Source organism: Alteromonas sp. ABV4_515 (genome assembly GCF_056160345.1).
Genome location: NZ_JBSWWZ010000006.1, coordinates 175,962 through 200,284 on the forward strand (window position 1 = coordinate 175,962; position 24,323 = coordinate 200,284).

The window sequence follows — 24,323 nt, forward strand, 5'->3', positions numbered from 1 at the left end:
CTATTCAGACACCATGACACAGTTCCCGCCCTGGCGACGGGAAGCACTGATAGCCCGGTGCAAATCGTCGCTCCATTCCTGGTACGTTTGGCCATTCTGAAGCTCTGCTACGCCAATATAATACGTATTCGCAGGCTCTGATTCATCGATTAACATAGAAAGCAGACGTTGCGCTAGGTGACGTGCTGCAGCAAGTTCTGTTTGCGGGCAGAGGATCACAAATCGGTCTGGCTCACTTCGCCCCGCTATGTCTACATCTCTCACCGTCGACAAACAAAGTGATGCCAGCTTTTTACACAGCGCATCACTTGATGGGCCCGCCGATAGCGGCTTTTGGCCGACCATAATATTTACAGCGATAAGCGTACACGGCGAATGGAAACGTTGGAACCGTGAAATTTCTTCTTCACATTTTTGCAGTACATAGTTTCGGTTATACAAACCGGTCACGGCATCACGGGTGGAGAGAAACTCCAGTGTTCGGTTTCTCTCTAATAACGAGGACTGCAAAATTTCGATTTCTTCGTCTTTGTAAGCGATTTCGCGTCGATACTGTTTCAATAAACGCTTGCGCCATCCTATAAAACCAATAAGTGCCAAACCGAGAAAAGCCACGGTGATTACCTGGACGTAACGGGTTTGTTTTACCTGTCGGACTGAATTCCATCTTTTATAAATCTCAACCCGGCGAACTTCTGGAATTGCATCAATGGCTTTGTTTAGCTTTGGCAGTAATTCTGAATAGTTTTTATTCACGCCAAAAGACAACATATCAAACGGCTCCGCAAAGCCCACGATCTTCAAATCAGTCAGGTCGTTCGCATTTATGGCTGAATAAACGCCCATGAGTGAACCGACCATGAGGTCAATATCTCCGGAAGCCAGTTTGTTCAGACCATCCAGTTCCGAGTCAACATACTCAGTAAGAATTTCTGGATAGTATCTCGCCAAGTATTCGGCATGACGATACCCGCTAACAATGCCTACCACCCGATTTCCAACAGCCTCAAAACCTTGGAGCATAGGCGTATTGTCTTGACCGATAATCACATTAGGCACTTCAAGATAAGGATGCGAAAAAAGGAGAAAATGACTTCGGCTGGGGGTACGATTGATCATAGTAGTCACCATACAGCCACCGGACTCTACAGCCGCCATGGTGTCTTGCCAGTTTTCGGTAGGAACCAGCTTGAATTTGTAGCCGGAAAGCTTACTGATAAGAGACAAATAATCAGCTGAAATGCCTATGTGCTGACCATTCCGCAATGCTTCGTAGGGCATCCAGTCTGGATCGATACAATAAGTCACTGTGTCTATTTCTGTTTGTGCCGCGAGTGTTTGACAAACAAACATCATCGAAAACACAAAAGCAAAACACAATTTGGCGAAACGCTTCAACAAAAACAACCTCTTAGAAAATTACAGCGACAACCTTATCAGTATCTCTTATCAATACGCACTAACGCAATGCTACTTTTTGAGAGTTAATATTGTAGTGACAAAAATGACAAATAAGTATTACTTTAATCGAATCATCTAGTCTATTCAAAGCAGGTATTAGACGCATAAAAAAACCTCCCGAAGGAGGTTTTTTAAAAATAAAACTTGCAGCAATTAAGCGCGGCGACGTGCAACCAAACCACCCAATGCCAGGGCAAACAGCGCCAGGATTGATGGTTCCGAAACATCAACGAAAGAGCGTGATGTTACAATACTGCCGTAAGCGGAAAAATCTGGCAGGTAACCGTCCACTTCGCTAAACGTTTCAAAATAATTAAAAACTGGATCATAATCATCAATAACAAATTGATAGAACCAAACATCACCAGGATAGGTATCTTCGATGTCAGCAGACAAAAATTCAATACCGGCAAACAGGTTATCTACATCAATTGAAGCGTCGATCTCATTAAGAATTTGAGGGATCCCAGCTGAGAAATATACCTCAAAGTCAATAATATCAAAACCTATATCATCTAGAACATATACCTGCCCCATACCGGAGTTAATCAGCATATCGTCCAGCTCGAACGTTAAACTGGCTACATCAATGCCATCAATAGATACTGTTTCGGTGATGATTGCAGCATTAGATTGGGCTGCAAACATCATTGAACTCGCAGCTAATAATGCTGCACTAAAAAATGATTTTAAGTTTTTCATGTGTACTTCTGCCTATTTTAGTGAGAGCGCAGCACCAGTGCTGCGCTCAATTTTTTAAAATTATTGTTTAATGGCTTCTACCAGGGTCGTGCCTTGATTCACACCTTCACCATCGAAGAAGGTAACTGTTCCAAGGTAAGGCAGGCCAGATTCCATACCACGAGTTGTAATGTTCACGTTGTTAAGACGACCATCAACGGCACGTCTTGACATGCTGAAACGACTGCTACGATCCTGCCCTTCAGACACCCAAACTGGCATCTGGAAGGCAGTTTCTTCAGCACCGTTTAGATCCCAACCGTGCACCCAAACAATATAGAAGTCACCTGCCCCTGCATTCGCAGCCGGCTCGGGGTTAACCAACGTAACTTCTTCATCAGAACCTGCTAATGCCGATACGCCTACTTGTGAACAAGAGTATGAAGCACAACGGTAAACGTAAAGGTCTAAGTCCGTCCCAGCTTGTTCTACCAGACTGTCATACAGACTGAAGCGAACGACACCGGTGCCTTCAGGAATTTCAAAGAAAGACGTGGATAAACCAGGTTCGTTGAACGAGAAGCTGCTGTCAGGGTCTTGTGCTACGGAATCGCTTAGCAGGCCAGGCGCAGCCAGGCTGGTGTACTCGATAGAAGCACGACCGGTATAGTTCATCTGCGCCGTGAAGAATCCACGACCACGACTATTAATAGGCACCGCAACAGCCTCTGGCGCTACGATGGTTTCATCTGGCACAGGCATTACAGCTACCGGGCTACGAACTACGGTACCGTCAGCACCAGTTAGAACGATTGCACCAAATACCCACTCGTCAGCTACTGTCGACGCTGTTTTAGCGATAGTTACCTGGAATGGTGAAGTCGCAGCAGGGTCAACTTCCAGCATGTTACCGGCTAACGGTTCTTGCGCAGTGTTGTAACCTTGAACAGTCACATCTAGCGTTTCCAATCCTTCAACAGAAATGGAGTAAGCACCGCCAGAACCCGTTGCATCGGTTACCCAGCGAAGAATCGTTTCTTCACCTGCCAACTCACCAATCGCAATTGACGGATAGTTCAACTGTGAAGGATCAGTTGGGAAGTTATACGCTTCGTAGGTTGCACAATCGATACCAGACTCACTGATAACGAAAGACTCTTCATCTAAACCACACATAAAGCTCATGTAGTCGTAGAAGGTCGCATCGAAAGTCAGGCCAGGTTCCATTGCAGAAACCGGCGCGGCATGACCTGCACCAAAGTCGAAAGGATCGGCGGGTGTAGAACCATCTTCTTTCGTTACACCTTGATACGCCGACGTCATCAGTGCAGATTTAACCTGCGCCGGTGACCATTCTGGATGTTGATCCATCAGCAGTGCTGCCATACCCGCAATATGCGGAGAAGACATGGATGTACCACTCAAGTAAGCAACCTGACTGCCCGGCTCACCAAACATTGGCGTGTCGGTTGTTGCAGCAAGAATACGTACACCCGGTGCAGTAATATCAGGTTTAATCACATCCAAGGTTGAGCCATTTGGACCACGGCTTGAGAATTCAGCCATGATATTACCCACTTCCTCAACAGGTACGAACGTACCAGCGCTCATAGTGACACTTACATTGCCACCTTCAAGCGCTGCAGAGTAAAGCGCGCTGCCCACGTCAAGGGTAACCATACCACCCGGGATCTGGCCAACGTAGTCACCGCCCATGCGGGTTACACCACCGCCATTGTCGTATACCACTACGGCAGTAGCGCCAGACTCCACCGCACGGGTTACTTTTTGTGTAAATGCACAAGAGCCACGTTGGATAAGCGCGATATTGCCTTCGATGTCGGCTGCGTTATCTAATGGTGTTGCGGCATCACCCACGTAACAAGCTTCTAGCGGCTCTGCAACAACCAGTGAGCCAGTCACTGGGCCTGATTCGCTAAGCGGCAGTGTGATAGAACCTTCGGTGAATGCAACCGTGTCGGTTTCGTCGTAAGCAGTCACTTCAAGACCATTCGCAACAGATTCGCCATCGTAAGTCGAGGCAGCAACGGTTGTTACCCATGGTGCAGGTGTGCCAATAGTGGAAGGCGTAGGGCCTGAGTTACCCGCAGATACAGATACAAAAATACCTGCCTGAGCAGCACGTAACATAGCAGCCGTTGACGGATAAGTCAGGTCGGTACGGCTACCACCAATTGAGAAGTTGATAACATCAACACCATCAACAATGGCTTGATCGATGGCGGCCATGCTGTCACTGGCAAAGCAGCCAGCTTCATCGTTGCCTTCAGGGCTGGTGTAGTTAGAGTTCCAGCAAACCTTGTACATGGCAACACGAGCGCGAGGAGCAATACCACTCATCACACCAATTTCCGTGCCATTCATGATAGCTGGCACGCCTTCGTTACCCGCCGCCGTGCTGGCAGTGTGGCTACCATGGCCATCAGCATCACGAGGTGATTCAAATTCACCTAGCCCGTATTGGATGTCATAAACGGAACTGAACGTTTCATTGAAGTAACGTGCACCGATGAGTTTATTATTACAGGTAAAGGTACCCTCTTGGGCTTCTTCACCGGTATCACAAGCGCCGCTCCAACCTATGTCACTGGGGTCGCTGTATGTGCCGTCGTCGGCGAAACTTGGATTTTCTGGCGTGATACCCGTATCGAGTACACCTACAACAATGTCATCACCTTTAATGCCCAGAGTGTGTTGGCCATCAGGGCCTGTGAGCCCTAAAAATTCTGGGGTACTGGCAGTATCAACTTTAACCAGTTGATCTTCCCATACATTGGCAACGTTTGGATTTGCGCGAAGGGCTTTAACCTGCGCTGGAGTCAGCTTTGCGGAGAAACCGTTGAAGCTGTGAACATAGTTATGAATGATTTTAACGCGGCCAGATCGATTAGCTACGATGGTCTGTTGGCGTTTTAGCTGATTAGTGTAACGACGAAGCCGATTGGATTTGGCGGAATACTGGTTGCCTTTACTGGCAACAAGTTGTCGATGTGGGATAAGTTCCCCAATTTCCTCTGCGTAGGTGATACCTGGTTCCTTTTTCATCTGAACGATGTAAAGGCCAGAACTTCTTTTGACATTAGCTGAAGCTTCACTGAGTGAAATCTTCGACAAGTCTTGAGGAGCAATCTGTTGAGCGTTTACTGCGGTTGTCATACCCGCAGATACCGCCATTGAGATTACTGTTCCCAATAGTTTCTTCTTGAATGTCATATTGCTGCGTCTCCCATTGACACTTTTTGTTATTGCGGCTTCCGTCAAAATCGCAGCAAGCGCTGCGTTAAATCGGGAATTATTCTACGAAATATCCACTTCGTCAGAACCCGCTTCTGGATTTACTGCATTTATTATTATTCCCGATGTATTTTTGACTTCCGTGACATCGGTGAGGAATAAGTTATACAAAAAATGCACCAAGAAATATAGGAGACTGATATAAAAGAACTATATTTAATTGTGTAATATGAGATTTTACTAAAGTGTAAATTAAATTGACATTTTACGGCTCAAAAAACGAGCAATTTCAGATATTTACAATTAAATTAATATACAAAAAAGCAGCATAAACATGCTGCTTTTTGAATAAACCGCTTTGATGAATATAACTAGATCATTTCAACAGCCAGTGCTACACCTTCACCGCCGCCAATACAAAGTGATGCCACACCTTTCTTAGCACCTTTATTAGCAAGTGCATGTAACAGAGTTACCAGAATACGCGCACCCGATGCGCCGATGGGGTGACCTAGCGCACACGCACCACCGTTAATATTCACTTTGTCTGCATTCAGACCCAGCTTTTGAATGGCAAGCATGGTCACCATGGCAAACGCTTCGTTAATTTCCCAAAGGTCAACGTCGTCTTTTGTCCAGCCGGCTTTATCCAGGACTTTCTCCATCGCGCCGACGGGTGCCACAGTAAACAGTTCTGGTTCAATGGCATTGGTCGCGTGAGCCACGACTTTAGCCAAAGGCTTTAAGCCCAATGATGCCGCTTTAGATTCAGTCATCACCAACAACGCGGCTGCGCCATCAGAAATCGAACTGGAGTTTGCCGCTGTGACAGTACCGTCTTTTTTGAAGGCAGGACGCAATGAAGGAATTTTGTCGGGGCGAGCCGCGCCAGGACCTTCGTCAGTGTCTACAATGACATCACCTTTACGTGAAGACACAGTAACGGCACAAATCTCGTTACCAAAAGCACCGCTGTTGATGGCTTCGTTTGCACGCGACAGAGAAGTCAGCGCGTATTCATCCATCTGACCACGGGTCAAACCTTCGTTGTCTGCCGTATCCTGAGCAAAACAACCCATAGACTTACCGTCGTAGGCATTTTCAAGGCCGTCCATCATCATGTGATCGAGCACTTTACCGTGACCCATACGATAACCTGAACGAGCATTTGGCAACATGTAAGGCGCGTTACTCATGCTTTCCATACCGCCAGCCACAACCACGCTCGCACTGCCCGCCTGAATAATGTCATGGGCCAGCATTACCGCTTTTAAACCCGAACCACAAACCTTATTGAGTGTAATTGCCCCCGCAGACAACGGCAGTCCGGCTTTAAGTGCAGCCTGTCTGGCTGGCGCCTGCCCTAAACCTGCTGGCAACACACACCCCATAATGACTTCGTCAATTTCACTTACGTCAACATCTGCACAAATAGCTTTGATTGCCTCAGCGCCCAATTCCGTGGATGGCACAGAAGATAAACTGCCATTGAACCCACCCATGGGCGTTCGCTTTGCTGCCACAATTACTACCGCTTCGTTGCTCATAGTTGTATTGCCTCACTTGGTTAGAAAAAGATCCTTTACTCGTACCGCGTAAATTATAGCCAGTACATCATACATTTGAGAAAAACGTAACAGAAACTTTGCAGTTATTGACGCCACATTATTCATACATTACCTTAACGTTAACTATCATTTACGTTAACGTAAACCTGCAAGGATGATTTATCGTGTTGTTCATATGTCAACATGGCGCACCAATGCAGGATTTACTGGTTTAAAAGGCATGCTCAATGACTACCGACAAAAAAGAACAGCAAACTTACACCATTGGTGAACTGGCAAAGGAATTTGACATTACTCCCCGGTCAATCCGGTTTTACGAGGAACAGGAATTAATCAGTCCAACCCGAACGGGAATGAACCGGATTTATAACAATAAAGATCGGGTACGGCTAAAACTCATATTACGCGGCAAGCGGTTGGGCTTTTCGTTGGCGGAAGCAAAAAACTTGTTTGAGCTTTACGACAGCAACCCGGATTCCGCAATGCAGCTTGAAACCATGCTTAGTATGACCGAACAAAAACGCGCTGTTCTTCTTCAGCAGCTGGAAGATATCCAGATGCTAATGGGGGAACTCGACGAAGTAGAAGCGCGTTGCCGGGAAGAACTGGCTGAATTAAAACGAGGACATAAAGAATGACAACACCTTACCCTACCCTGAATTTCGGCCTTGGCGAAGACATTGACATGTTAAGAGAACACGTCAGTCAGTTTGCCAGCCAACAGATTGCCCCACTGGCCGGTTCGGCCGATGAAGACAATCAATTTCCAAATCAATTATGGACAAAATTCGGGGAGATGGGTTTGCTGGGTGTCACCGTATCAGAACAATACGGTGGCGCAGAGATGGGCTACCTCGCCCATACCGTTGCCATGGAAGAAATCAGCCGCGCCTCAGCGGGGATCGGTCTCAGTTACGGCGCCCACTCAAACCTTTGTGTGAATCAGATCTATCGAAACGGTAATGACGTCCAGCGCGAAAAATATTTACCGGGGCTGATAAGCGGCGAACACATCGGTGCCCTGGCCATGAGTGAACCTAATGCGGGTTCTGATGTGGTTTCCATGAAACTGCGCGCAGAAAAGCAAGGCGATAAGTACATTCTCAATGGTAATAAAATGTGGATCACCAACGGTCCCGACGCCCACACTTTTGTCATTTACGCAAAAACCAACACCAATGCCGGACCCAAAGGGATCTCTGCTTTCATCGTAGAAAGGGATTTTCCTGGTTTCAGTCGGGCGCAAAAACTCGACAAACTCGGCATGCGTTCCTCAAATACCTGTGAACTGGTATTTGAAGATTGCGAAGTGCCTGCTGAAAACCTGATGGGTAGCGAGGGTGATGGTGTACGCATCCTCATGAGCGGCCTGGACTACGAACGACTGGTACTTTCTGGCGGTCCACTTGGCATTATGCAAGCCTGTATGGATGTGGTTGTTCCTTATATTCACGACCGTGAGCAATTTGGCAAATCCATTGGCGAGTTCCAACTGGTGCAGGGCAAAGTGGCTGACATGTATACCCGCATGAATGCCGCAAAGGCTTATGTATACACGGTAGCGAAAGCTTGTGATCGGGGTGAAACCACCCGCAAAGACGCTGCCGGTGCCATTTTGTATTCTGCTGAACTTGCCACCAGCATGGCGTTAGATGCTATTCAACTGCTCGGTGGGAATGGCTACATCAACGAATATGCGACCGGCCGTTTACTCCGCGATGCCAAGCTTTACGAAATTGGCGCAGGCACGTCAGAAATACGCCGAATGCTAATTGGCCGCGAGCTGTTTAAAGAATCGGAATAATAACAAGAAGGTGGCTGAAGCCATCTCATTTACCTAACGTCATTAAGGAGGGGTTATGCCCGTTCTGTCTTCGTCAGTTAATCCCGCATCAGGGAGTTATCAGGACAATGCTGCTCACATGCAAGCATTGGTAGAGGATTTACAGCAGAAAGTTGCCCAGATCGCCCAAGGTGGCGGCAGCAAGGCAGTTGAGAAGCACCACGAGCGAGGAAAGCTGCTCGCCCGTGAACGTATTGACGCCCTACTCGACCCGGGCTCACCTTTTCTGGAAATTGGTCAGTTCGCTGCCTGGGAAGTATACGAGGACTACGTTCCCTGTGCTGGCGTGGTAGCGGGTATTGGATTAGTAAACGGGATACAGTGCATGATTGTGGCGAATGACGCCACCGTTAAAGGTGGCACTTACTATCCGCTCACGGTAAAAAAGCACCTCCGCGCGCAAACCATTGCGGCAGAAAATCATCTTCCCTGTATTTATCTTGTCGACTCCGGCGGTGCGAATCTGCCCCGGCAAGATGAAGTCTTTCCCGACCGCGAACATTTTGGTCGTATATTCTTCAATCAAGCCAATATGTCAGCGCAGAATATCCCCCAAATTGCTGTTGTCATGGGCTCGTGTACGGCAGGCGGCGCCTATGTTCCCGCCATGGCGGATGAGAGTATTATTGTTAAACAACAAGGCACCATTTTTCTTGCTGGGCCGCCTTTGGTAAAAGCCGCCACCGGTGAGGTGGTAAGCGCAGAAGAACTGGGCGGTGGCGACGTGCACACCCGCACGTCTGGCGTGGCCGATCAATTGGCGAACAACGATCATCACGCCTTGGAAATGGCCCGCAATGCCGTAAAAAGACTGAATAGAAGCGATACGGCTTGCCAGGCTTTCAAGCACCAGTACGCAGAGCCCCGTTACCCCGCTGCCGATTTATACGGGTTGATCCCGAAAGACAGCAAGCAATCATTCGATGTGCGTGAAATCATTGCCCGGCTTGTTGATGATTCCGATTTTCATGAATTCAAACCCCTCTATGGCACTACCTTAGTGTGTGGCTTCGCCAGCATTTTTGGTATTGAAGTTGGCATTGTTGCCAATAACGGCATTCTGTTTGGAGAAAGCGCCCTCAAGGGAGCACATTTTGTGCAGCTGTGCGCGCAGCGTAAAACACCGTTGATATTTTTACAGAACATCACCGGTTTCATGGTAGGCAAACAGTATGAAACCAGCGGCATCGCGAAGCATGGTGCCAAAATGGTGACCGCCGTCGCTTGCGCACAAGTACCGAAAATTACCCTGCTAATCGGCGGTAGCTTTGGTGCTGGAAATTACGGCATGTGCGGCCGCGCTTACGATCCTCGCTTTTTGTTTATGTGGCCTAATGCCCGTATCTCTGTAATGGGCGGTGAGCAGGCTGCTGGCGTACTGGCGCAGGTAAAACGGGACCAGAAAGCCCGCAACAATGAGGCCTGGTCAGAAGAGGAAGAACAAGCTTTCAAACAACCTGTTATCGACACCTATGAAAAGCAAGGTCACCCATACTATGCATCGGCACGGTTATGGGACGATGGCGTGATCGATCCTTCCGATAGTCGTCGGGTGCTTGGTCTGGCTTTAGCCGCATCGTTAAATAAACCGGTCGAGGAAACACGTTTCGGCGTGTTCCGCATGTAAGGAGAACGCAATGGAATCCATCAATAAAATGGTTAGCTGTGAGCTAGACCATCGCGGCGTAGCCCGAGTTACGTTGAATAGACCGGACAAACACAACGCGTTTGACGATATGATGATCAATGCACTTGATCAGATATTTTCATCCCTCGACGAGGATCACCAGGTTCGGGTGGTTGTGCTGCAGGCTATCGGCAAATCTTTCAGCGCGGGGGCCGACGCAGCATGGATGAAACGAATGGCGAATTTTTCCGTTGAAGAAAATCAACGTGATGCACATTGTCTTGCCACCATGCTAGAAAAACTGAACACGTTAAGTAAGCCCACTATTGCCCGGGTGCAAGGCGCAGCATTCGGTGGTGCCATTGGCCTTATTGCGTGTTGTGATATGGCAGTGGGTACCAAACTCAGTAAATTTTGTCTCAGTGAAGTCAGAATTGGTCTTATCCCTGCCACCATCAGCCCTTATGTGATTGCCGCCATGGGCGCACGGGTTTGTCGTCGCTATTTTCAAACCGCTGAAATGTTCTCAGCCCGACGTGCTCGGCGTTTTGGTTTACTCAGCGAGGTGGTAACAGAAGATGAACTGGACGACACCATTGAAGGCTTAATTACAGCCCTGCTTAGTAACGGTCCACAAGCGATGAGCCGGGCAAAATTACTGATAAGCGATATGGCGAACCGTTCAGTTGACGCACAATTGATGGATGAAACCAGCCAGCGTATTGCCGAGATCCGCGTCTCAGACGAAGGTCAGGAAGGACTAACTGCCTTCCTCGACAAACGTCGTCCGGCCTGGCAGGAGAAAACCGAATGATTACAAAATTACTGATTGCCAACCGTGGCGAAATTGCTTGCCGGGTGATCCGCACAGCCAAAAAACTGGGCATCCGCACCGTGGCGGTATACTCCACCGCAGACAAGCACGCCCAGCATGTGCAAATGGCCGACGAAGCGGTATGGATAGGTGAATCACCGTCTCAGAAGAGTTATCTGCGTGGCGAACACATTGTCGAGCTTGCCAGTGCATTAAACGTGGATGCTATTCATCCCGGGTACGGCTTTTTGTCTGAAAACGCGGCTTTTGCAGAAAGCTGCGCTGCCAAAGGAATTATCTTTGTCGGTCCTCCCGCCGATGCGATCCGTGCAATGGGATCTAAATCTGCTGCCAAGCAAATTATGCAGCAAGCCGGGGTTCCATTAGTGCCTGGCTATCATGGCGACGATCAGCGAGAAGCGGTTTTACGAAACGCTGCCGATGAAATGGGATACCCGGTGCTGTTAAAAGCTGCTGCAGGTGGCGGCGGTAAAGGCATGCGGCAGGTTTGGCACGCCGATGAGTTCAGTGCGGCTCTTGCGGCCGCTAAACGAGAAGGGTTGGCAAGCTTTAATGATGATGCCATGCTAGTTGAAAAATACCTTACCCAGCCCCGTCATGTGGAATTCCAGGTATTCTGCGACCAGCACGGCAACGGTGTATATCTTTTCGAACGGGATTGTTCACTTCAGCGTCGGCATCAGAAAGTCATTGAAGAAGCCCCAGCACCAGGCATGACAACGGCGTTACGGGAACAAATGGGAGAAGCAGCGCTAAAAGCGGCCCAGGCGATTAATTATGAGGGCGCAGGCACCGTAGAATTTCTGCTGGACGAAGACGGCAGTTTCTATTTTATGGAAATGAACACTCGCCTTCAGGTAGAGCACCCGGTTACCGAAATGATCACCGGTGAAGACTTGGTGCATTGGCAAATACAGGTTGCGGAAGGTAAACCATTACCCAAAAAGCAGCATGAACTTACTATCACGGGTCATGCATTTGAAGCCCGTATTTATGCTGAAGATCCGGATAACGGCTTTCTGCCAGCAACGGGCATGTTAACTACATTATCACCTCCTCACGAATCCGAGCATGTTAGGGTCGACACCGGTGTTCAGCAAGGTGATGAAGTGTCGGTTTACTATGACCCAATGATCGCCAAGCTGATCGTTCATGACGAAAACCGCGAAACAGCCCTGCGCAGACTGGCGATTGCCCTGCGTCAAAACCAGATTGCGGGTGTCACCACGAACACCGATTATTTACATCGCCTGGCCACACATCCAGCGTTTGTTGAAGCAAAACTCTCGACCACCTTTATCGATAAGTACGCCGAAGATTTAACAGCAGAAACGGAATCGTCTGATTTTTTACTGGCTGTGATGGCAGTATCCACGTTGCTCACGGAGAGTCACCACTCGGCCTCGCCCTGGCAGGCAAACAGTTGGCGCATGAACAGTTGTAAATCGCAGCAGGTCACATTAGCTATTCACGAAAAGCACTATGTTGTATCGGTTACCTGGCCATCGGCACGACAACCTCAATGGCATATTCATGTGGGTGACCAATGCATAGAATTGGAGGCACAGTGGCAACAAGCCCAACTCGTTGTCTCGCACAACGCAGTGCAGCGTTGCTTCACGGTAGCGAAAGGAGAAACCTGGACGCTATTTTCAGATTTAGTTCCCATTGTCTATCGGCCGGTTGCACCGGATTTGGGTAACACAGATGACAGCGCAGGCGATCAACACTTTAAGGCACCGATGAATGGCACGGTGGTGGCATGTCCAGTTGCTGTGGGCACACATGTCACTAAAGGTACCGTTTTGGTGGTCATGGAAGCCATGAAAATGGAACACAACATAACCGCCCCCTGCGATGGCGAAGTTAGAGCATTACATTGTTCGGCGGGCAGCATGATTGACGGTGGTGCCATATTGCTGGAGTTTACCGCTGATGACGTTTAACTATCCATCTTCGGTTTCACTGGTAGAGGTGGGCGCCCGCGACGGCTTGCAAAATGAAAAGGCGGAAGTCACCACAGAACAGAAGGTAACGCTAATCTCTTTGCTAGCAGCAAGTGGGCTTAAGCGAATTGAAGCAGGCAGCTTTGTGTCTGCTAAGTGGGTGCCGCAAATGGCAGATTCTGCAGACGTGTTCGCACGTCTTGCTGCGTTTGAGCCTGCCTCGGGCGCTCAGGTAACCTACTCTGCCCTTACGCCTAATGTGAAAGGGCTAGAAGCCGCACTCAGTGCGGGTGTCAGCGAAGTGGCTATTTTTGGCTCCGCGTCTGAATCATTCTCACAAAAAAACATAAATTGCAGTATTGATGAGAGTCTTCAACGCTTCGAGCCAGTGGTAAAGTTGGCCCACGCAAACCGCATCCGGGTTCGCGGGTATGTTTCATGTACCCTCGGTTGCCCCTATGAAGGCGAAATTGCATCTTCAGCCGTGGCCAGGGTAAGCCGACAACTCAGCGAGATGGGCTGTTATGAGGTCGTGATCAGCGACACCATTGGTATCGGCACACCGGTTAAAACCGCAAGGGTGCTTGATGCCGTCATGCAACACGTTCCGGTAAATCAACTTGCCGTGCACTTTCATGATACCTACGGACAAGCACTGGCCAACATTCACACTGCCTTGCAACTCGGGGTGAGTTCCATCGACAGCGCCATAGCAGGACTTGGCGGTTGCCCCTATGCCAAAGGCGCAAGTGGCAATGTAGCCACAGAAGATGTGTTGTATATGCTTAATGGCATGGGCATTCAAACGGGTATCGATCTATCGGCCTTGCTTGAAGCGAGCCTATACATCAGTAACGTGATAGGTCGCCAACCCCAGAGTAAAGTGGCAAACGCATTACGCGGTGGTTAACTGTTTTGTGCTTTCTCACCGGGCAGGATACCGGTGAGCATGATGCCTATAAACAGAAAGCCTGCCATGATGTACACCACACTGAATGCCAATACCGAAGACAAGTACGCATACAGTGCGCCGAACAACAGTAGAATAATGCCAATGGCGGTGTTGGAAAATGCCACTAGTTCGGTGCGTTGCTGCCCTTCCCTCACATCCAGGCTATAGGTTTTCCGCCCTGTTCTTACGCCGGTATGCGCAACGGACAAAATGAAAAATAGCAATGCCGAAACCCAGACTGTCGACGCCCCAATAAACAGCAACGCGCAAACCGCAACTAACGCTAACGTACCCGCAAACTGCAGGGTTGTTCTCGCACTTTTGTCAGCAATTTTTCCCCAGATGATAGAAGAAAGCATGGTCGCACCGGCCTGAGCGGCCAGATACAGCGGTAGTAACGTTGTGGCATCGCTTTCACTTTCCAGCATAAAGTAAGGTGCGATTAATGCCGAATGCACAAACAACCCGCGAACCAGAATGAAACGGTACACGACGCTGTCGAATTGCCAGAAACGGGTTTTATTCTCTTTTTCGGTGGAAGACGTGCCTGCGTCTATGCGGGTTTTCACTGGAAACAAAATAAACAAGCCGACGATAAAGGCAATCAGGGCGAGTAGAATGATCACAGAGGTAGCTAGCTGCCCAAGTTGGTCTTTATAAAACACCAGGGGTACTGCCAATAACAGGGTTAAGGTGCCCGATATTGTTGAAGCGATACCGAGCAAATGTCCACGTTCGCCTTTAGCCGCAACATCGGCTTCGATGTCTTTCACCGTTAAAGAACAGGCTGAACGCCCCAAACTTAAGAGACATAGAGCCGCCATTACTGTTGCACCCGCCGTCACCCCATCGAGTAGCAAAGCCGTTGCCAATATGAGCGCAACGCCAGAAGCCTGAATAATCATGCCTACGCGCCAAATCACATGCCGGGCAGGAAATCGCCGCAGAATTACGCCAATCGCAGCCTGCGGCAGCAGTGCACCCGATTCTCGAATTGGTACTAACCAGCTTATCATCCAGCCAGGCGCACCTAACGAAAGCAATAACGCTGGCAGTGTTGTTTTAGCGGATATGAGTAAATCAGCCAGTTTTGTACTGGCCAGGGAAGAAATGAGTCGTTTCTTGTTAGAATTAGCCACGGTGAATAGTGTTGCTTAGCCTGGTCGTAGCGTAACTATAACCAGGCAAAAGGAGGAAAAGAAATACGTCGTTGGTCGCTATTTTCGCTTTACCCTTAGCTTCGGTTCTCAACCACCGTTTTCAGGTTTTCTAAACCAAGTTCAAAATCAGGGCCAATCATTCCGTCTATCATCAGGCTCATATAGCGATTAACGGGGTTCATGCCCAAATCCCCGCTGTCAGACCAGGTGACCAGCGTGCCTTGATCGGTGTCTGTTAATTTTATTACCCCTGTGGATGACATTTCGTAATCGGGGAAATACAAATGATAAATAATTTCCCGATTATGCTTCAGTGACACGATTTCCATTTCACCATCACCTTGAGTTTCACTTTCCCAGGATGTTTGCATACCAATTGCACGGTCTGGACCACTAAAAGAAACCGCCATATTAGGGTCGCGCATAAACCAGACAGCCCATTGTTGCCAGGATTTCAGGTTGACTATATTGGGATAAATCTTTTCTGCAGAAGCATTAATGGTAATTTCTCGTTGCACCTGGTAGTTAGATGGCAGGATAAAACCCACAGCAACAAACAGCGCAACGATAGCAACACAGGTAATGAGTATCTTTTTCAACCAAGCCATCGGTAATCCTTGAGTCTTTTTATCAACAGCAAATATATAACACTTGATTAACATTTGCAGTAGAAATGTCGTTAAACTGGTCGATATTCACTGAACGTCAGTAATAACCTTATCGACAAATACCTAAATATAAAGAAAAAAAGGAACCTTATACTGGCTTCGATAAATCTCACATTGGCGTTGAAATTTATCTTGTGTAATATGAGGTTAACATCAACGGATACGTTACCAACCGATTGGTGACATTAAGCATTAGTCTTACCGGCACAGCCGTATCGTGCTGACAAAATGGAGAACAAACATGGCTGATAACAGTTCACGCTATATCAGTAATCTGACTCGCGATACCTATGCATTGATTTTGGCTGGAGGTAAAGGGTCAAGACTGCATGAACTGACTACCTGGCGCGCTAAACCCGCTTTGTATTTTGGTGGTAAATTTCGAATCATCGACTTTCCACTGTCCAACTGTGTTAATTCAGGGATCCGTCGAATTGGTGTTGTAACGCAATACAAATCGCACTCGTTAATTCGCCACCTGGTGCGTGGCTGGGGTCACTTCAAGAAAGAACTGGGTGAATCCATCGAAATTCTGCCAGCTTCGCAACGTTTTTCAGATAATTGGTACGAAGGCACTGCCGATGCCGTGTTCCAGAATATCGATATCATCCGCGATGAACTGCCCAAATATGTAATGATACTGTCAGGCGATCATATCTATCGTATGGACTACGGCCCTATGCTTGCTCGTCACGTGGAAAGTGGCGCTAAAATGACAGTTTCCTGTATGTCTGTACCGCTGCAGGAAGCCGCGGGTGCATTTGGCGTAATGACCGTTGATGAAGATATGCGCATTCACGAATTTACCGAGAAGCCAGCAGAACCGGCGCCGCTGCCAAACGACCCTAGCCGCTGTCTGGCATCGATGGGTAACTATATTTTCGATACCGAATTCCTGTTTGAAGAATTACGCCGTGATGCAGAAACATCGGGCTCACAACGTGACTTCGGTAAAGACATCATTCCCTCAATCATCAAAGACCACAAGGTAATCGCCTACCCGTTCGAAACCTCGAACGATGAGCAAGCCTACTGGCGTGATGTGGGTACTATTGATTCGTTCTGGGAAGCCAACATGGAAATGGTCGCGCCTGTTCCTCAACTGAATCTTTACGACCGTAAATGGCCAATCTGGACTTATCAAGAACAACTCCCTCCCGCCAAATTCGTTTGGGACGAAGATGGCCGCCGGGGTGAAGCGATTAATTCAGTGGTTTCGGGGGGGTGCATCATTTCAGGCTCGACATTGCGCAGAAGCCTGTGTTTCTCAAACGTACGTTTACATTCATACAGTACCATTGAGGAAGCGGTTATTCTGCCAGACGTAGAAGTGATGCGTAACTGTCGCCTCAAAAAAGTCGTCATCGATCGCGGTTGTGTGGTGCCTGAAGGAACGGTCATTGGTTATAACCATGACGAAGACCGCGCCCGGGGCTTCCGCGTATCAGAGAAAGGGGTTGTGTTGGTTACTCGCGAAATGCTGGGTATGCCCGTGGGCAGTCTTAACGGCTAACGCTTTATCCAGCCCTCTAATGTGGTCGCGATCAATGCGGCCACGCCTTCAGGATCTTCGAGGGGAAACATGTGCCCACCGGCATACATTTTTACCTCAATATCGTTATCTTTAGCAAACTGGGCTCTGTCCGCTGAAGAAGAAACATGAGAATCCGTTCCGCCAACCAGTAATCCCGGACACTTCAGTTTCCCGGCAAACTTTTTTAGGTTATGAGGAAAATGTCGGAAGATGTCAGTTTCAACCTGATTACTGAAGGTTAAATTGCGCGTTTCCCCTTCTACACGGGTGGCACTGTTCACATAATCTCGAATACATCGCTTATCCATGGTGCGGAACAGTTTTTTAGCCGCGAAATAGCCCTCAATATCGTCCTCTTTGTGCCACTGTGTCCGTCTGATCCTGGCCAGTTTCGAGGGGGTTATGTTATCCATTAAATTAAACCATTTTGCCGATTGCACCACGTACCGTTTAACCCCATAAACCAGGGGTGGATCTAGCATAATGACGCCTTTTACCCGCTCTGGATGCCGGCAGGCGGTCATAAACGACACCACTGCGCCAAACGAATGCCCCACCAGCCACACGGGCTCATCAACATCACATCTGTCGAGAAAATGGATTAACTCATCGACCTGATACATCCAGTTTTGTGACACGGGAAATTCCGCGCAATGACCGAATTGTGGATTGGCGAGAATTTGCCAGCTTTCGGGTAACCCGTTAAATATCGTTTTGTATGTGGCCGCTGGAAAACCATTCGCGTGAGCAAAATGAATAATGGTCATGTAAAACGATAAACTCCTTTTTATGATTGGAAGGTTTGGTACTTTTTGCTAGCATACAGCAAACTCATCCGACCAGAAAGATTATGCACGTAGATGAACTTCTTAACCAACCGGAAATGACCGCCCTGAGTGATAACCAATGGCAAACCGGTGCTTTAACCATTCCTTCTGACTGGGCCCAAGGAAGAACGGCATTCGGCGGCATCTCCGCAGGGATGATATATCAGGCTATCAGTACTCAGGTTCACGATAACCGCGTACTACGTTCCTATACTACAAATTTTGTGGGGCCCCTAGCCCTTAACGAACCTTTTCGCATTGTGGTGACCAGCCTGCGCACAGGTAAAAATGTGTCCCAATTTACCGGCGAAATCATACAAAATAATGCCGTTTGCGTATTTGTTCAGGCCTGCTTTGGTACGGCCCGACAATCTGGAATACGTGTCACCAATACAGAAAAACACGATATGCCAACGCCAACTAAGGCTAAATTTATCCCGCAAATTCCAAAGGTTACCCCTAAGTTCTTCCGTCATTTTGACCTGGCAATTAATGCCGGTGGTATGCCATTCACCCGTAAAGATACAAGTTTCTATCATGGTTTCATGCGCTTCACGCAGCCACCGCAGGAGATCACTGACGCGCACCTTATCACCATGATCGATGCCTGGCCCCCTACACTATTGCAAATGTTACGCTGGCCCGCACCGGCAAGTACCGTAAGTTGGAATCTGGAATTTATTCATCCGCACAAAACGGTTTCCGGGCACGACTGGTTTGCTTATCAGGTACATACCCGTCAGGCCGCAGATGGATATGGCCATACGGAAGCGACCATTTGGAACAGTAATAATGATGTGGTGGCATTAAGCAGACAAACCGTGGCCGTTTTCGACTAACCACGGCTTGCAAAGAAAGTGTAAGAAGGTACAACCCTCAATAAACGATAAATGAATTAGGGTTGAATAACGACATAACGCTGATGCATTGTAAGTTGGTAATATCCAATGCATCTTCTAAATCTTGTTGCTCAAACGACAGCCGGTCATAGAGTTCGGGAGTCAAGTTGTGATAGCTCGGGAAAACTTCTGGATTCACATTATCCAGTGCCAGCACGTAGCTTAGCTGAAGAATGAGGGTGTCTTTATCCATCACACCACTGTCGGTATCGTGGATTAATGACACCGGACGATAAATAGTATCGGGAATGCCCCATCGTTTTACTAATGCGGCAGATAGCTCTGCGTAGGTAAAACCTAGAATGGCGGTTTGCAATTCAGCAGGGCTGACTCTGGCATTGAATGCCAAACAGCGCGTCGCTTCCTGTGGCATTGCATCGACAACAACCAACTCCCCGAGATTATGCAGTAAGCCGCAAACAAACAGCCTCTCAGGCTCTCTAACTCTTTTCGCTTCAGCGAAATATTTAGCCAGAAGTGCGCAACTCACGCTCTGCTCCCAGAATTTATCTAAATCGATGACTTTTGAATTCACTTCTTTGAACGCGTAAGTGATGCCATACGCCAGCGCCAAATCATAGGCCGAGCGCGTACCAATAACTTGTAACGCTTTGCTGATGGTTTCAATTTTGTTGGGGAATCGGTAAAGGGCACTGTTGGCCACTTTCAGCATTTGCGAGGTAAGTCCGGGGTCGAAGGCAATGATCTCAGCAATATCGTCAATGCTTGCCGCCTGGTCATCCATACATTCTTTAAGCCGGGTCACGGCATCTGGTAACACGAAAATGTTGCAGGCTTTATCAGCGATCTCTTGTGCATTCATATGAGCACTACTCCGTAAATCATGTTCATACCATCTAAGATGACGCATCCATTACGTCACACTACCTTTTTATATAGGCTAAATAATGACAACCTGCCAATAAACTCTGTTGTTTCAGTAAATCAGAATTTGCCAGAACAGAAGAGGAAGCGGTGAAAATTCAATCTACCAATGCCAGAAAACAATCTAGCAGTCATTCGTTTGTACGCTACCAGCAGCATCCTTTATTCGCATCTGATAACATTCTTCAAAAGTTTGTATAAAGAGACGCTAGATGTCACAGCACCATTCCACCTCTCATAAGCAACGCAATGTCGTTATCATCGGTTTTGTCTGGCCTGAGCCAAATTCGTCTGCAGCAGGCCAAAATATGATGGGGCTCATCAACAGTTTTCTAATAGCAAACTGGCAAGTGACGTTTATGTCTGCTGCAACGCCATCTGAACAGGGCGCCGACCTTGCTGAATTGAGCGTGCATTCTGAAACAATATCATTGAATTGTAGCAGCTTCGATGAACGTATTGCTGCCATTCACCCAGATGTGGTGATATTTGATCGCTTTATGACTGAAGAACAATTTGCTTCGCGGGTGCGCGAAGCATGTCCGTCTGCAATGCGTATTCTGAATACTGAAGACTTGCATAGTCTTCGGCATTTACGACACCAACAAGTTCGCGATGGCGAAGCCACGACTATTCCCACTGCGAGTGTAAGCAATGATCACACACTACGGGAGATTGCGGCTATTTTACGCAGTGATCTTACACTGATAATTTCATCTGAAGAGTTGCAGCATTTACTGGCACACTACCCTGTGTCTGCGTCTCAACTACACCATGTTCCACTTTTTACCAGTAAGGTTTCGACCCCCTTGCCAGCATTCCAACAGCGACAACATTTTGTCTTTATTGGTAACTTTCGTCACGCGCCTAATTGGGATGCCGTTTTACAACTTCAACAAATATGGCCAGGCATTAGAAAGCAGCTTCCTCTTGCTGAATTAAACATTTTTGGCGCGTATCCGCCCAAAAAAGCCATGGCGATGGATAACCCATCGAAAGGATTCAGAGTAAGGGGCTGGGCAGCGAGTGCAGAAGATGAAATTGCCAAACACCGCGTAATGTTGGCTCCGTTGCGCTTCGGTGCCGGGGTAAAAGGCAAGTTAGTGACGGCAATGCAATGTGGTACCCCGTCGGTTACTTCAAGCATCGGTGCAGAAGGTCTTGGTGATGATAAGCACTGGCCTGGTATGGTTACACATAACCTCGATGACTTTATCAATGCCGCTGTCGCTTTGTATACTGATCCCAATATATGGCAGCAATGCAGCGATACAGGCCAATCTAGTTACAAGCAGCAATTCGATGATGCGTTACACGGTGAAAGGCTGACCGCATTGATTGAAAAACGTCTTGATGACCTTGAACAATGGCGGCAACAACAGTTCCTTCAATCATTACTTTGGCATCAGACGCTACGTGCGACCCAGTATATGACCCAGTGGATTGAAGCGAAAAATTCTACCTCATCGCCTTCATCCTAAGCCTGAGCTCAAAATTACGCACAATTTTTAATCAGGTTGCTATGCTTATACAATTAGCCCGGGAGGCAACATGATTAAACATCTACTCGCATCTGTTTTTCTACTCATGTCAATGAGTACGTTTGCCGACCAGGAATATACGTCTGGCGCGCAATTTTGCCATGGCGTCGGTCAGGCGGTTGGCATGATTCAATATGGTCGTGCCACGGGCGTAGAAGACAGCGAAAATGAAGCCGTGCACTTTATAGATACATTGTCTGTGCAAACCAAAACCGACTTACTCGCGTCTGTCGATCAGTTTATCCGTTCTTCATCGCCATTGCCCTCAGCATGGACAAGAATGCTTTTTACTCACGCTTGCATGTACAATTACATTGAGGATCTTGAGCAAATAAAACGCATATCGCGACGCGTGCCATACCAGTGTAACGTTAAAAAGCCTGATGTTGCCTGCTTGAAAGGGGTTGTAAACAGAATAGCCGAGAATCAGATCATCTAATTTCAGCCAGCCTGTTAATGACGTGTCGAATGCCGCTGGTTCGCGATTCACTCAGATAACGTGCCATACCTAACGATGCAAGATAAGCCTCATAGTCCGTTTCGTGCTGATCATTCTGACTATTGGCTTTTTCCAACAACACTGCCAACACCCCCCGAATAATTTTCGAATCGGACCAGGCCATCACACCTGAATCGCTTTTCACTATCCACACATCGCTTAAACACCCGCCAACTTTATTTTCAGCAATCCGATAGGATTCGTGCAATTCTGGCAAGGATTTACTTGCCAACATGATTTCACGCATGGTGGTATCCCAGCCTTGCGCTGTCGCCACTTTGTTGGCCAGGGGCAGCGATATCTTCTCCACTACTTCGCTTCTTCCTCTAAACTCTGTTTTAACTCTTCAGCAGTCATAACGATACCGGCATCTTCTTCGGTGAGAGGAAAGACACACATACCGGTTTGGTTGGCTTGCAAACCCGGTAACCAGGTATTTAAAAATTCCGGCAGTGCCACTTGCTCCGGAGTCACGTCACTTTGCGCAGCCACATCCCAGGTCATCACTAAATCTGCGTGGGGCCACACAGGGAGAATGATGTCATCGCCGTTTTCAATCATCACGAAACCGTTAGTACCTTTTGCAAGCCACACTGCTTGGGCTTTGGTCGTATATTGAAGCAGTAATGCGAGTCTTTCTTCAGCCGAAAGTGACGTGGATTGCTTGACAACGATGTCTGCAAGTTTGTCTGAAATTGTCTCTGGAAACATAGGTGGTTCACACTGATTTAAATAAAATTTACGGTAATTATACTGCGAGTCGGTACGCGAAACTAATACTAACTTTAGTGTCTCCGTGCTATTCTATTTTCCTAATTGGAAAGAGAAACTATTCATGGATTCTGTATATTGCATCCAGTCCCCCGGTGACAACGTTTTAATGCCTCTTGAAGAAGAGCAGTTTCGCGAACTCAAGCGTGCTAGAAAGCGACTGTCGTCGGCATATGCAATTCGCCATAAGTTTCGCCTGATAAAAACAAACTACGCCCTCATCGCTAACTCCCTAAAGTCGTTGGGTTATTCATATCTTACAGAACTCACATCAGAGCAAAGACAAGACATTAAAAATCAGGTTAATGCTAATGTCAGCAATTACATTCTGAGTGCCAGAACATTTACAGCACAATTAAAACGTCATGTTCAAGCCTGTCTGCCTCAGGAACGTGTGGAAGTGAACCGTTTAACCCGACGTATGGAAATAGAGTATCAACGTTCTTTTGCTTACCGGTTTATAGATAGTTTATATGACTATATTTCTTACTATGGCATTAGCGTTCACAGTGTTGATGTTTTTGGTAAGCCATCGCCGAATAATACAAACGAGCGCGTGTACGAAATCAAGGCTTACATTGAACGCGCTTATCTTGGCGGCCCTACTGATTTCAGAGCATCAGTACTTAAAGAAATGCCAGCTCGTGTTGAGCTCATAGAGTTACTTGATGCTTATATGGAAAGTTTAGATCGAATCTATGATTTGGCGTGTAAAATAACCGATGAAGCCACCGAGCAAAGTCAGCTATTGTTAAGAGAATTTCTTAACGTATTTGAAGGGGTTAACGCTACCCGCGCTGACAATCTGTTCGTGGTGCATTCCGTAGGTGATTCTCCGGATAAAATCTACGATTCCTTCCCTATATCCATGTATTCCGCGCAAGCTGAAATTTACGATAATAGTCCCTAGGAAATATCCGCATGGAATTTACCGCTAACACGCCAATAAGTCGTTCGTTTCCGAATGGTTACGAAACGCTTTATCGCGTTTCATACAATTACCGGTCATTTGCCTTACTGTTAGATACATTGGCAATAGAATCTGTCGGGAATAAGTCGGTAGAAATCGTTTTACCATGGTGTATTCATAGAAGCGAAGGTGAGGAAGTCGATATTCATGTTCTTAGGCTTATCGATTTTGCAATAACACTGCTTCACGAACTACACGAAAAAATAAATCACTTACAGAGCAAAGTGTATCTGCTTGATTTAGATATGAATCGATGTGTTTTTAAAATCGCCACAAATCAACCGCAAGCAGTGATAACCACACTGCAAAATATGCCGTGTCCTGAAGTTTTTAGTTTACCGCAAATTAAAACTGACTCTGGCAATCCCACGGATATTAGGCAACAGTTTGTTGGCTAGGCA

22 protein-coding genes are annotated in these 24,323 nt (G+C 47.5%); 12 read left to right on the forward strand and 10 right to left on the reverse strand.

Going from position 1 to position 24,323, the window contains the following annotated elements:
- From ACXAGX_RS15085 to ACXAGX_RS15100, 4 genes are all read right to left on the reverse strand, one after another.
- Nucleotides 1-1,356 (reverse strand): transporter substrate-binding domain-containing protein, encoded by a 1,356-nt coding sequence (locus tag ACXAGX_RS15085; RefSeq protein ID WP_474839307.1) that lies wholly within the window; start codon nt 1,354-1,356, stop codon nt 1-3.
- 258 nt (nt 1,357-1,614) lie between these two features.
- Nucleotides 1,615-2,163, reverse strand: coding sequence for a PEP-CTERM sorting domain-containing protein (locus tag ACXAGX_RS15090; RefSeq protein ID WP_474839309.1), 549 nt, complete (start codon nt 2,161-2,163; stop codon nt 1,615-1,617).
- Nucleotides 2,164-2,223: 60 nt separating this feature from the next.
- Nucleotides 2,224-5,355, reverse strand: a complete 3,132-nt coding sequence (locus ACXAGX_RS15095; RefSeq protein WP_474839311.1) for a S8 family serine peptidase — start codon at nt 5,353-5,355, stop codon at nt 2,224-2,226.
- 413 nt (nt 5,356-5,768) lie between these two features.
- Complete coding sequence (locus ACXAGX_RS15100) at nt 5,769-6,944, reverse strand: thiolase family protein (RefSeq protein WP_474839313.1); 1,176 nt, start codon at nt 6,942-6,944, stop codon at nt 5,769-5,771.
- Between the two features lie 248 nt (nt 6,945-7,192).
- On the opposite strand from ACXAGX_RS15100, the gene ACXAGX_RS15105 reads away from it, so the two are divergent.
- Genes ACXAGX_RS15105 through ACXAGX_RS15130 form a run of 6 tightly spaced genes read left to right on the forward strand, consistent with a single transcriptional unit; the run spans nt 7,193 to nt 14,126 of the window.
- Nucleotides 7,193-7,603: a MerR family transcriptional regulator gene (locus ACXAGX_RS15105; RefSeq protein WP_474818358.1), complete on the forward strand. Its 411-nt coding sequence runs from the start codon at nt 7,193-7,195 to the stop codon at nt 7,601-7,603.
- Entirely contained in the window at nt 7,600-8,769 is a 1,170-nt protein-coding gene (locus tag ACXAGX_RS15110) for an isovaleryl-CoA dehydrogenase (RefSeq protein ID WP_474839315.1), read from the forward strand. The genes ACXAGX_RS15105 and ACXAGX_RS15110 overlap by 4 nt, the downstream gene beginning before the upstream one ends.
- A 55-nt stretch (nt 8,770-8,824) precedes the next feature.
- Nucleotides 8,825-10,435 carry a carboxyl transferase domain-containing protein gene (locus ACXAGX_RS15115; protein WP_474839317.1) on the forward strand — a complete coding sequence of 537 codons (1,611 nt, stop codon included), beginning with the start codon at nt 8,825-8,827 and terminating at the stop codon, nt 10,433-10,435.
- Between the two features lie 10 nt (nt 10,436-10,445).
- Nucleotides 10,446-11,249: an enoyl-CoA hydratase/isomerase family protein gene (locus ACXAGX_RS15120; RefSeq protein ID WP_474839319.1), complete on the forward strand. Its 804-nt coding sequence runs from the start codon at nt 10,446-10,448 to the stop codon at nt 11,247-11,249.
- Nucleotides 11,246-13,216 carry an acetyl/propionyl/methylcrotonyl-CoA carboxylase subunit alpha gene (locus tag ACXAGX_RS15125; RefSeq protein WP_474839321.1) on the forward strand — a complete coding sequence of 657 codons (1,971 nt, stop codon included), beginning with the start codon at nt 11,246-11,248 and terminating at the stop codon, nt 13,214-13,216. The genes ACXAGX_RS15120 and ACXAGX_RS15125 overlap by 4 nt, the downstream gene beginning before the upstream one ends.
- Nucleotides 13,206-14,126, forward strand: coding sequence for a hydroxymethylglutaryl-CoA lyase (locus ACXAGX_RS15130; protein WP_474839323.1), 921 nt, complete (start codon nt 13,206-13,208; stop codon nt 14,124-14,126). Before ACXAGX_RS15125 ends, ACXAGX_RS15130 begins: the two co-directional genes overlap by 11 nt.
- Here ACXAGX_RS15130 and ACXAGX_RS15135 read toward each other — a convergent pair.
- Complete coding sequence (locus tag ACXAGX_RS15135; RefSeq protein ID WP_474839325.1) at nt 14,123-15,307, reverse strand: MFS transporter; 1,185 nt, start codon at nt 15,305-15,307, stop codon at nt 14,123-14,125. The two genes, ACXAGX_RS15130 and ACXAGX_RS15135, sit on opposite strands and share 4 nt — an antisense overlap.
- A 95-nt stretch (nt 15,308-15,402) precedes the next feature.
- A complete protein-coding gene (locus tag ACXAGX_RS15140; protein WP_474839327.1) occupies nt 15,403-15,936 on the reverse strand; it encodes an SRPBCC family protein in 534 nt (177 codons plus the stop codon).
- Between the two features lie 301 nt (nt 15,937-16,237).
- On the opposite strand from ACXAGX_RS15140, the gene glgC reads away from it, so the two are divergent.
- Complete coding sequence (glgC, locus tag ACXAGX_RS15145; RefSeq protein WP_474818347.1) at nt 16,238-17,509, forward strand: glucose-1-phosphate adenylyltransferase; 1,272 nt, start codon at nt 16,238-16,240, stop codon at nt 17,507-17,509.
- Here glgC and ACXAGX_RS15150 read toward each other — a convergent pair.
- Complete coding sequence (locus ACXAGX_RS15150; RefSeq protein WP_474839329.1) at nt 17,506-18,297, reverse strand: alpha/beta fold hydrolase; 792 nt, start codon at nt 18,295-18,297, stop codon at nt 17,506-17,508. The genes glgC and ACXAGX_RS15150 overlap by 4 nt on opposite strands.
- An 83-nt stretch (nt 18,298-18,380) precedes the next feature.
- On the opposite strand from ACXAGX_RS15150, the gene ACXAGX_RS15155 reads away from it, so the two are divergent.
- Nucleotides 18,381-19,196, forward strand: a complete 816-nt coding sequence (locus ACXAGX_RS15155; RefSeq protein WP_474818345.1) for an acyl-CoA thioesterase — start codon at nt 18,381-18,383, stop codon at nt 19,194-19,196.
- Between the two features lie 37 nt (nt 19,197-19,233).
- Here ACXAGX_RS15155 and ACXAGX_RS15160 read toward each other — a convergent pair whose 3' ends face one another.
- Nucleotides 19,234-20,079, reverse strand: a complete 846-nt coding sequence (locus ACXAGX_RS15160) for an HDOD domain-containing protein (RefSeq protein ID WP_474818344.1) — start codon at nt 20,077-20,079, stop codon at nt 19,234-19,236.
- Nucleotides 20,080-20,353: 274 nt separating this feature from the next.
- Here ACXAGX_RS15160 and ACXAGX_RS15165 point away from each other — a divergent pair, with 274 nt between their 5' ends.
- Both ACXAGX_RS15165 and ACXAGX_RS15170 read left to right on the forward strand, forming a co-directional pair.
- Complete coding sequence (locus ACXAGX_RS15165; protein ID WP_474839331.1) at nt 20,354-21,622, forward strand: glycosyltransferase family 4 protein; 1,269 nt, start codon at nt 20,354-20,356, stop codon at nt 21,620-21,622.
- A 70-nt stretch (nt 21,623-21,692) separates the two neighbouring features.
- A complete protein-coding gene (locus tag ACXAGX_RS15170; protein ID WP_474839333.1) occupies nt 21,693-22,121 on the forward strand; it encodes a hypothetical protein in 429 nt (142 codons plus the stop codon).
- On the opposite strand, the gene ACXAGX_RS15175 is transcribed toward ACXAGX_RS15170, so the two are convergent.
- Entirely contained in the window at nt 22,114-22,491 is a 378-nt protein-coding gene (locus tag ACXAGX_RS15175) for a SufE family protein (protein ID WP_474818339.1), read from the reverse strand. The genes ACXAGX_RS15170 and ACXAGX_RS15175 overlap by 8 nt on opposite strands.
- Nucleotides 22,491-22,892 (reverse strand): DUF2750 domain-containing protein, encoded by a 402-nt coding sequence (locus ACXAGX_RS15180; protein ID WP_474839335.1) that lies wholly within the window; start codon nt 22,890-22,892, stop codon nt 22,491-22,493. Before ACXAGX_RS15180 ends, ACXAGX_RS15175 begins: the two co-directional genes overlap by 1 nt.
- Nucleotides 22,893-23,016: 124 nt before the next feature.
- On the opposite strand from ACXAGX_RS15180, the gene ACXAGX_RS15185 reads away from it, so the two are divergent.
- Both ACXAGX_RS15185 and ACXAGX_RS15190 read left to right on the forward strand, forming a co-directional pair.
- Nucleotides 23,017-23,862: a hypothetical protein gene (locus ACXAGX_RS15185; RefSeq protein WP_474839337.1), complete on the forward strand. Its 846-nt coding sequence runs from the start codon at nt 23,017-23,019 to the stop codon at nt 23,860-23,862.
- Nucleotides 23,863-23,873: 11 nt separating this feature from the next.
- The gene (locus ACXAGX_RS15190; RefSeq protein WP_474839338.1) at nt 23,874-24,320 is read left to right on the forward strand and encodes a hypothetical protein; all 447 of its coding nucleotides are present in this window, start codon (nt 23,874-23,876) and stop codon (nt 24,318-24,320) included.
- The last annotated feature ends 3 nt before the right edge of the window (nt 24,321-24,323 follow it).